The following is a 9,043-nucleotide window of genomic DNA, read 5'->3' on the forward strand; positions in this document are numbered from 1 at the left end:
GGGGCACGGGGCCTCCGGGTCAGCTCACGCGTCGGGGTGTGCGGACAGGGCGAGCCAGTCAGTCCACGAGATCCCCCGGCCGAGGAAGCGCGGCTGCTCGAACGGCCAGTCGGCGGCGATCCACTGCGGCACCAGCGCGTCCAGGGCCCGCTCTACCTCGCTGCCCACCAGGTCGTCCACCACCCACCAGGCGATCTCGCCGTCGGCGCCGGCCTTCGCGGGCGGGTCGATGTAGACACAGCCGAGCAGGGCCGTCTCCGCCTCGTCGAGCAGCGCGTAGTTGAACGACTGGTGTGCAGCGATCTCCTTCTCGTGCCGCAACAGGTCGGCCTGGTTGGCCTCGAAGGTCATGGTGGCCGCGGGCCAGCCCCAGGCCGGACCGAAGACGGTCCACAGCCGCTCGCGCGAACCCATCACGGCCGGATAGTCGAGCGGCGCGTCCGCCTCCCGGACCGGCCGCAGGTGGTGGCGCCCGCCGGGCAGCGGCACGTGGACGGGGTGGACGAAGTCATCGGGAAGCCAGCTCATGGCGCCCGACCGTAGCACCGGGCCGGCGCCCGTCCCCCTGGTTTTCTCCCCACCAACCGGACGATCCCGCCGCCCCGGCACAAGGCTCGTCTCCACGCCTTCCGCATCGATCCCGGCCAGGTCCCGGAACCGCTCCCTCGCGATCCACTCGAAGAAGAACTCCTCAACGCTGCCCGCCACAGGCTCGACCCTGCTCCCGGTGAACCAGACGTAGCCCTCGTCCGGCACCCGCCACACGCTGCCGTCGCGATCCACCAGCAGCGGGTTCGACGCGGCTTCCCCGAAGTAGAAGAACCGCGACGCGTCCTCCAGCACCCCGCTCCCTCCAGCCCCTCCACCCACTGCCGGTCGGCTAACTCGTCGGCCCGGTAGAGCCGGCACGAGTGGTTCCCGCCGGAACCGAGCCGCCGTCCCCACCCTGCGGCACCTCACAGCCCAGGAGCCCCAACTCCCCCTGGTACGCCGCCAACGTGGACCGCAGAAGCCCCATCACCTCCAAGACGCCGGCCATCTCCCCACCCACCCCCAAGACAACAACCGCCTAAAGTCTCGCGCGGGAAGTCGCCTGGGCCGACTTCCCGCGCAGAGAGCAACCTCTCGGCCCTTACGCCAGGCATCCTGGAACACGGGCCGTCGCGGCAGCAGCAGCGCACGCACGGCAGAGGCTGTACCGAACTTGCTCCAGCCATCCGTCACACAGCGCCGGGAAGGTGGCCATGAAACAGCTCCACTGGCAGAAGTCGAGCTTCAGCGGCACCACCACCAACTGCCTTGAGATCGCCTCCGACAGTGAGCTGATCTACCTCCGCGAGTTCGACGACCCCACCACCGTCGTCACCACCACCCCCACGAAGCTCGCCGCCTGGCTCCACAGCACCAAGGCCGGCGAGTTCGATCACATCACCATCAACTCCTGAAGCGGATCCTGCACGGCGGCCTCTTGCTCCCCGCAAGAGGCCGCCGAAGAAAGACCACCCGATCCAGCGATCTCGGGCCTACTCCCTCTGTGCGTATCGAGAGTCAACGGGAGAAACGATCGACCTATGAACGAACACCCGACTCTCTGGGCCAGGTCGGTGGCGGAGATCGAGCTTGCCGGGCCGCTGCCCCGCCGCTGGTCGCACACTCAAGGCGTGGCAAACCGAGCCTGCCAGCTCGAAAGAGTTCTCGGCCAGAAAGCCAGGCTTCTCGTCTTTGCAGCCCTTCTGCACGATGTCGGCTACGCCCCGAGGTTGGCGGCAACAAGGTTCCATCCGCTCGATGGTGCGCGTTTCCTCCGTGATGTCCAAGGGGTCGACGACGATCTCACGCGGCTGGTGGCGAATCACTCGTTCGCGCTGCTCGAAGCCGAGGAGCGCGGCCTCCGGGAGGCGCTGGAGGCCGAGTTCCCACTTCTCGATGACCAGCCTCTGGTCGACGCCTTGGTGTGGTGCGACATGACGACGACGCCCGACGGTGAGCCGACCTCAGCCGAGGGCCGCGTGGCGGAGATCCTCAGCCGCTACGGGGGGGGGCGAGCGTGGTGGGGCGGTTCATCCGGCGGGCGTCTCCGGAGATCTTCGCGGCCGTCGCGCGCGTGGAAGCCGTACTGGCGTCTCATCCCAAGTAGGGGTAGGTACCTGCGAGGTAGTCGCCGATCTGCTGGCGCATGCTGGGGTGGATGTCGTACCGGTCGAGGTCGGCGGACTGGACGAAGCGGACGCCGTCGGCCTCGTCGTTGATCGTGGGCTCGCCGCCGATGGGACGGCCGATGTAGGTGTTCTCGTACTGCTGCCGGATCTCGCCGTCGGTGTAGGCGACGATGTGGTTCGGATTGGTGTAGACGCCCAGGAACCCGGTGATCTCGGCTTGGATCCCGGTCTCCTCCAGGCACTCGCGCACCGCGCACTCGGCGGCGGTCTCGCCGATGTCCTGGGCGCCGCCGGGCAGCGCCCACTGGCCGGTGTCCCGGCGACGCTGGAGCAGGATGGCACCGGAGTCGGCGACGACGAGCAGGTTGCTGGCGGGGATGAGGGTGTTGGCCTTGGGGGCGTTGGGGTCGTTGTAGTACTCAGTCCTGCCCATGTACGGCGGTCCCCTCCAGGTCGGGTGTCCAGGGCCTCGCGCCGGCCCAGACGGTTTCGAAGCTCTGAACGTAGTTGTCGAACCAGCCTGTCCTGTCCACCCGCTTGAGGTACAGCACGGGGTTGGCGCTGGCCGGTTGGCCGAAGATGTGCGGGTTGACCAACAGGTCGTCGTCGTAGCGGAAGAGTGAGCTGTACAGCGTGACGTCGTGAAGCCTCACCTCGCAGCCCTTCGCCGGGGGTAGGGAGCGATAGTAGGTTAGGGAGGCCCGGATCTTGGCTGCGAGGGTGTCACCGATCCCTTCCTCGCGGCCCCTGACCGCCGCGGCGTGCCCGCACGGGTCGCCGAAGCACAGCCGCACCTGGACACCGCCAGCCGCCCGCTCGGCAAGCATCTTGGCGACGTGTGGGTTGGACTGGGCGAAGAACGTCCCCGAGAAGACGAGCACGTCGATCTGCCGCCGGGCCTCCTCAAGCAAGGTCAGCCAGGTCTCGCGGGGCACACTGGCCCGGTTCTGGTAGGTGCCGACGAGTTCGGCGCCCAGACCGCCGGTCCGCCGACCGGCACCGGGCTGCGGATCGGGCCAGAGAAACGCCTCCTCGACGCCCAGGAACCGAGCCGCACGAAAGCGGTGCCGCGGGTGGGGTAAGCGCCCGCCGAGCCAGCGGCCAACGGTCTTGGGGTCTACCTCGCAGGCCTCGGCGAGCGCCCCGGGCCGTACGCCTCGCTGAGCGAGCACGGAGTGAAGTCGCGCGTTCACGGAGGCCATACAAGCCGAGTCGGGCGTCGCCCTGCAAGGACGTTGTGGGGCGCCTGCTCCAAGCTGACGAAGCGTCAAGGTGCTTACGCTGAAGATATGCGGCTCATCGTTCTGTGGGACATCGACCACACGCTCATCGAGAACGCCGGAGTGAGCAAGGAGATCTACGCCTCCGCGTTCGCCACACTGACCGGCGCCCCACCGACAGGCCCTGCATCGACGGAAGGCCGCACCGATCGCCTGATCATGCGCGCCATGTTCCACCGACAGAACCTTCCGGAGCCTGACTGGCCGACTGTCGAGGCCGCGCTCGCCAGGGCCGGCGAGGAGCACTTCCGCGACCTGAGCCGCCGAGGAATGGCACTCCCGGGCGTGCCGGACATCCTCAAAGCGGCCTCGGATCAGACCGATTGGATGTCATCGGTTCTGACCGGCAACATCGCCGCGAACGCCCGTATGAAGCTGTCTGCCTTCGCACTCGACCACCTGTTGGACCTCAACGTCGGGGCGTACGGCGATGACGCCGAGCAGCGGCCCGATCTGGTCGCCGTCGCCCGGGAGCGTGTACGGCGCTACCGCGGGCTGCCCGACGACACCCCGGTCGTCCTGGTCGGCGACACACCACGGGACGTCGAAGCAGCTCTCGCCACCGGCTCCGGGATCATCGCCGTGGCTTCCGGCATCCACAGCCAAGCCGAGCTCGAAGCGGCGGGCGCTCCGATAGCCCTACCAGATCTATCCGGTACTGCCGGTCTTCTCAATCTGTTGGAAAACGTCCCAGGACGTCCCTGAACCGTCCGCGTACGCGGTAACGCGGTCCTCGCACTCTGCGCGACCATCAATATCCGACCGGAGCTCCGTAAGGGTGGACGGATGAGCGACTGGGAATTCGTGAAGGACAGAACGGCTGCCCAGGGCGCGGTGTGGAGGTCGGCCGATGGCCAGCTCTACAAGCGCACCGGTGGCGAGGAACTGCGGGCGGAGACCGAGTTCCAGCAGCTGATCGCGGGACTTGGCTACCCCGTACCGGAGATCGTCGACAGCGGGTCCGACGACGGAGGCCACTTCGTCGTCGAACGGGCCATCGGCAAAGCCTCGCTGCACGAGGAGGCGCTGGCACACGCCAACCACGACGGGCACGTCGGCGACCAGGTCATCAGCACGGCGGCTGCCGTCGCCTCGAAGCTGCTCCAGGCCCAGGCGCGCCATCCCCTGCCCGCGACGCCATGGTTCGAGAAGGCGGCCTTCGCGACCGAAGTCCTCATGGAGAACCCGGACTTCGACACCCCGCGAGTCCACGACGTGGTCGACCGCGCCCTCGACCGGCTGGCTCGACTCCCCGTGGTACACGGGCACTTGGACTACGGTCTGCCCAACATCCTCCCGGCCGGGGTCATCGACTGGCAGCATCACGGCCCGGTCCCGCTCGGCTACGACGTCTACCCCGCGCTCGACATCGTGGCCTTCAAGGGCGGCGGCAAGGGCTACTCGATCACCGCGGAGCAGCGCGCCGCCTACACCTCCGCACTCGACGGGACCACCACGTCCCTGATCGGCCGGCGAGTGAGCGAGCACCTGGGCGACTTCCTGCTCGTCAAGTGCTTCTTCTTTCTCGCCCTCATGCGGCCCACCGACCCCGCACGGCACGACAAGCACACCAAGTGGCAGTACCGCCGTGCCCTGTTCACGATGGGACTCGATCAGTATGAGTCGTCCGGCACGATCGACACCGGCGCCTTCCCCACCCTCGAACGGTTCACCGCCGAACACCGGTAGTCCGTTGCCCTCCGTCCGTGACCGCGACTACCTGATGGACCACCACGGGGTCGTCTTCAAGGTGATCGGCGACAGCCACCCGGGCAGCCACTACCTCGGTTACGTCAAGTACCACCCCGACGAGAAGGGTGACCGCCGGCTCCTCGGCCGGACCTACCGGCAGAACAGCGTGGTGTCGAAGTCCTTCGGCATCCTGGCCGGCCGGCCCGAGTGCTACGTCTACTCCGACACCCTCGGCTGCGTCATCACCGGCATCCCCCGCGAGGACGTGGCCGTCCACTACCCCTGCCGCCAAGCCCTCACCGCCATCCACGAGGCGCCCGGTACGGTCGCGGACAATCCGGCGGGCAAGGACCTCCTGGCGATCGCCGAGTGGATCACCTCGACCGGCGCCCGGGGCCTGCTCGGTGTCACTGGTTCCTTCCTCGTCGGCTGCTTCAACGAACGCTCGGACATCGACCTCGTCTGCTACGGACCGGAGGGCTACCAGGCCGCCCAGGAACTGTTCCAGCGGACCGACCTGATCCGGCCGTACGACGGAGAGGACCTGACCAGGCTGTACCTCCGCCGGGCCAAGTACCTGGAGGGCAGCTCCTTCGACACGCTCATCAAGCAGGAACGCCGCAAGCTCCAGGGGCTCACTGCCGGAACCGGCGCGCACGTCAACTGCGAGCCCCTCCGCTCCGACCACGACCGCACCTTCGCCCGCGTGTCCTCCAAGGAGATCGGCGAGATCTCCCTCCTCGCAGAGATCACCGACCACACCGAGGGCCTCACCACCCCGGCCGTCTACGGGATCAAGGTCAGGACCATCCTCAGCTCGACCATCGACGAGCCCGACTCCTTCGCCCGCCGGATCACCCACATGCGCTCGTACCTCGGCGCCTACACCGGCGCCTTCCGGTCCGGCGACACCGTGCACCTGTCCGGCAAGCTCGTCCACACCCAGGACGGCGAGCACAGCGGCTTCGGCATCGAACTCACTCCCTGGACCGTCAGCGGCTCCTACGTCGCCAACCTCACCGGATAGGCCCCGCACCGTGACCCTGCTCGTCATCCGGCACGCCGAGTCCGTCGAGAACGCCGACAAGTACCGCGGCTTCTACCAGGACCCCCGCCCGTACAACGGAGCCACCGCACACACCATCTCCCGCACCGTCGTCGGCCTGACCCCGCTCGGCTTCCGCCAGGCCCAGTGGCTGGCCGGCGTCCTGCCGCAGATCACCGGCCCGGAACCGCACGTCTACACCTCGACCTACCGCAGGGCGGTCGACACCGCCGTGATCGCCCTGCCCGGCCTCCCCGACGGGTGGCCTCGACAGACCGCGCTCCTGGACGAACAGCACTACGGCGACGCCACCTACATGACCAAGCGCGAGCTCTACGACAGCTACCCCGAACTCGCCGAGGACCGCCGCCTACGCAAACACATCTGGACCGCGCCGGGCGGAGGGGAGTCGCTCGCCACAGGTGTACTCGACCGCGCCGCCGAGTTCGCCGCCCTCGCCCAGGCCGAGCTCCAGGAACCAGGCACCGTCGTCGCCTTCACCCACCAGACCACCGTGGTGGCGCTCCGTTCCCTGCTCGAAGCCCGCACGCTGCCCGAGATCCTCGTCGAGGAGCGGAAGGGCAAGCTGCCCAACGCCGCGATCCTCCACTACGCGCTAAGGGGCGGCCGGTTCACCCGGACGGGCACCACCACCCCGCCGATCTAGGAGGCACCCGTGCGGCACCTGTTCCTCAACGGGCCCGTCCAGAACGGCCCCTTCACCTTCGACACCCGCCCCGGCAAGGCCGTGGGCATCCACCTGGCCGCCGCCCTCAACGCCATCCTCGGCTCGCCGCCCGCGCCCCACCTGTGGAACACCGTCACCCTCGCCGGAGACCTCCGCCACCGCGAAGCCGCCGGACCGAGGATCCCCCGGCAGCGGTTCGATGCCGACCTGATCGAAGCCAAGTACAGCCACGGTCGATCCCCGGCCAGCGGGATCACGACCGATGCCGACGCCGAAGTCGCCGCCCTCGCACTGGAGATGATCGAGACGAACCTCCGCGAAGGCACCCTGACTATCAGCCCCGAGACCGTCCCCGTCTGTCGCACCTGCGGACACATGACCGGCAGCGGCAGCCACCCCTGCAAGGCCTGCGGCGGCACCGACACCCTGAACCGCACCGGTCACCATCTCGTCGCCGAACCCACCAAGGACCGCCCTGTCCTTGACCGCTCAGACATCCACGCCAACCACCGCCAGCAGCCCAGGCACCTCCTGCACACCGCCGCCAGCCTCCCCGAGCGGCTGATCCTCTCCCGAACCCGCGACCACGGCATCGACCTCTCGCCCCTCGGCCTCGACGGCCTGGTCCTCGACCCACGGGTCGGCGTCCACACCACCGTCCTCGCCGCAGCCCGAAGGCACCGGGCGGAGGTGGCCGTCATGACCATCACCCAGAACGCCGCCAATCACATTGCCGCCCACGGCCGGCACTTCCGCCAACACGACGGCACCCGCCTCCAGTACGCCCTCCACGGCCACCTCCCGTACGACCACATGGCGAGTCTCCAACCGCTGTACGAGGCGTACCGAACCACGCGAGCGCTCAGGGAGGGCTTCGAATCGTGGTTCCTGCCGCTCTTCTCCCTCCGGGCCAGGACCGTGACCCGGCCGGACCAGCTCCCAGCGCTCTTCAAGCACTACATGCGCGCGTACCTGGCCCAACCCGTGGACGTCGACGAGGCGATCATCAAGGCCGTACGGCGCTCGGTGGAGACCGGTGACACGGAATGGATCACTCGCAGGCCCGCGCTGGCCAGCGCGATGGCCACCGGCGCAGGGCCCGACAAGTAGAGCGCGGGCGTCCGCAGCCCTTCATCGTCTGCGTGAGAAGTCGGCCGGGCCGACTTCTCACGCACACGGACTTGGAGTGACGTCGCGCGGGGCGGAGGGGTGGGTGGGGGGGGTGGGAAACGGCGGGATCACTTGTCGGGAGTCGGAACAACGAGCGGGGTTCAGGGGCGGCAGGTCGAGTTGGCGTGCGCGCCCGCCACGGAAGCCCTCGCTCTCGCGGCAGTGATCGAGTCCCCCCGAGTAGTCGCCCATCTCCAGGAGTTCCGCCACCTGCTCACGCCCTACCGGGCCAATGCCTCGGTGGCGACGTTGGCCGACCGGATCACCAGTGCGGCCAGCTGATCAAAGGCCAGACTCGTCCAGCATCAGGTGGAGCACGCCCACGAGCGTGCCACTACTGACGATCTCGCGACGATCGATCATTCCTCGCAGCTCGGACAGGGGAATCCACTCGATCCGGTCGGACTCGTTGCGCTCGGTCGGCGGTCCCACGTACTCGACGGCATCGGCCCGGAAGACGAAGTGTTCGGAGTCGGTGATCCCGTTCGCTGGCTGGGCGTAGATCAGCGGCTTCACGTCCGAGACCTTCCAGCCGGTCTCCTCCAGTGCCTCACGGGCCGCAGCCTCCGCCGGGGTCTCGTCCGGCTCGACCAGGCCCATCGGGAGTTCCCAGGCCCAGGTGTCGGTGATGAAGCGGTGCCGCCACATCATGAGGACCTGCTTCTCGCTGTTCACGATGGCGGCCACGGCCAGGTGTCGGAGCTTGACCACGTGGTACTCCCAGCGGCGCCCGTCAGGCTGCTCGACGTCGGCCAACCACAGGTTCACCCAAGGGTTCTCGTAGATCGGACGTTCCCCGTGGATCTTCCACTGCATCGCTGCGACCCCTCTCGACGGACCATCAGCATGTCAGACGCCGCAGGCTGGGCAGGCAGCTTCCAACACGTTTGCGTCACACTGACGATTAGGGGCACGTCGCTCGCAGCCGGACCAAACGGGAGGACATTGCGTGCGTGAGAAGTCGGCCGGGCCGACTTCCTACGCACGCAATCGGGTTTCGGCCGCGTCC

General features: G+C 68.3%; 10 protein-coding genes and 1 pseudogene. 7 read left to right on the forward strand and 4 right to left on the reverse strand.

The features are described from left to right. Positions 1-24 precede the first annotated feature (24 nt). Positions 25-528: a GNAT family N-acetyltransferase gene (locus ACFU6K_RS21165; protein ID WP_049649944.1), complete on the reverse strand. Its 504-nt coding sequence runs from the start codon at positions 526-528 to the stop codon at positions 25-27. A gap of 716 nt (positions 529-1,244) precedes the next feature. Here ACFU6K_RS21165 and ACFU6K_RS21170 point away from each other — a divergent pair. Together ACFU6K_RS21170 and ACFU6K_RS21175 are read left to right on the forward strand one after the other, a co-directional pair. Next, a complete protein-coding gene (locus tag ACFU6K_RS21170; protein ID WP_380665195.1) occupies positions 1,245-1,445 on the forward strand; it encodes a DUF397 domain-containing protein in 201 nt (66 codons plus the stop codon). 126 nt (positions 1,446-1,571) lie between these two features. Beyond that, positions 1,572-2,137 (forward strand): annotated as a pseudogene (locus tag ACFU6K_RS21175) (HD domain-containing protein). Here the strand turns inward: ACFU6K_RS21175 and ACFU6K_RS21180 are convergent. Beyond that, positions 2,125-2,592, reverse strand: coding sequence for an NUDIX hydrolase (locus ACFU6K_RS21180; RefSeq protein ID WP_380665198.1), 468 nt, complete (start codon positions 2,590-2,592; stop codon positions 2,125-2,127). The pseudogene ACFU6K_RS21175 and the gene ACFU6K_RS21180 overlap by 13 nt on opposite strands. Continuing rightward, positions 2,579-3,352, reverse strand: coding sequence for an XRE family transcriptional regulator (locus tag ACFU6K_RS21185; RefSeq protein WP_380665200.1), 774 nt, complete (start codon positions 3,350-3,352; stop codon positions 2,579-2,581). Before ACFU6K_RS21185 ends, ACFU6K_RS21180 begins: the two co-directional genes overlap by 14 nt. 96 nt (positions 3,353-3,448) lie before the next feature. Between ACFU6K_RS21185 and ACFU6K_RS21190 the strand changes: the two genes are divergently transcribed. From ACFU6K_RS21190 to ACFU6K_RS21210, 5 genes are all read left to right on the forward strand, one after another. Beyond that, on the forward strand, positions 3,449-4,144 hold the full coding sequence (locus tag ACFU6K_RS21190; RefSeq protein WP_380665202.1) for an HAD family hydrolase: 696 nt from the start codon (positions 3,449-3,451) through the stop codon (positions 4,142-4,144). An 81-nt stretch (positions 4,145-4,225) separates the two neighbouring features. Then, positions 4,226-5,128 (forward strand): phosphotransferase, encoded by a 903-nt coding sequence (locus ACFU6K_RS21195; RefSeq protein WP_380665204.1) that lies wholly within the window; start codon positions 4,226-4,228, stop codon positions 5,126-5,128. A gap of 4 nt (positions 5,129-5,132) precedes the next feature. Further along, positions 5,133-6,158 carry a hypothetical protein gene (locus ACFU6K_RS21200; RefSeq protein ID WP_380665206.1) on the forward strand — a complete coding sequence of 342 codons (1,026 nt, stop codon included), beginning with the start codon at positions 5,133-5,135 and terminating at the stop codon, positions 6,156-6,158. A 10-nt stretch (positions 6,159-6,168) separates the two neighbouring features. Continuing rightward, positions 6,169-6,843 carry a histidine phosphatase family protein gene (locus ACFU6K_RS21205; RefSeq protein ID WP_380665208.1) on the forward strand — a complete coding sequence of 225 codons (675 nt, stop codon included), beginning with the start codon at positions 6,169-6,171 and terminating at the stop codon, positions 6,841-6,843. Positions 6,844-6,852: 9 nt separating this feature from the next. Continuing rightward, complete coding sequence (locus tag ACFU6K_RS21210; RefSeq protein ID WP_380665210.1) at positions 6,853-7,974, forward strand: hypothetical protein; 1,122 nt, start codon at positions 6,853-6,855, stop codon at positions 7,972-7,974. A gap of 342 nt (positions 7,975-8,316) precedes the next feature. On the opposite strand, the gene ACFU6K_RS21215 is transcribed toward ACFU6K_RS21210, so the two are convergent. Continuing rightward, entirely contained in the window at positions 8,317-8,850 is a 534-nt protein-coding gene (locus ACFU6K_RS21215; protein ID WP_380665212.1) for an NUDIX domain-containing protein, read from the reverse strand. Positions 8,851-9,043: the final 193 nt, after the last annotated feature.

Origin of the sequence: Kitasatospora sp. NPDC057512, from assembly GCF_042802135.1 — a bacterium.
Lineage (GTDB): Bacteria > Actinomycetota > Actinomycetes > Streptomycetales > Streptomycetaceae > Kitasatospora.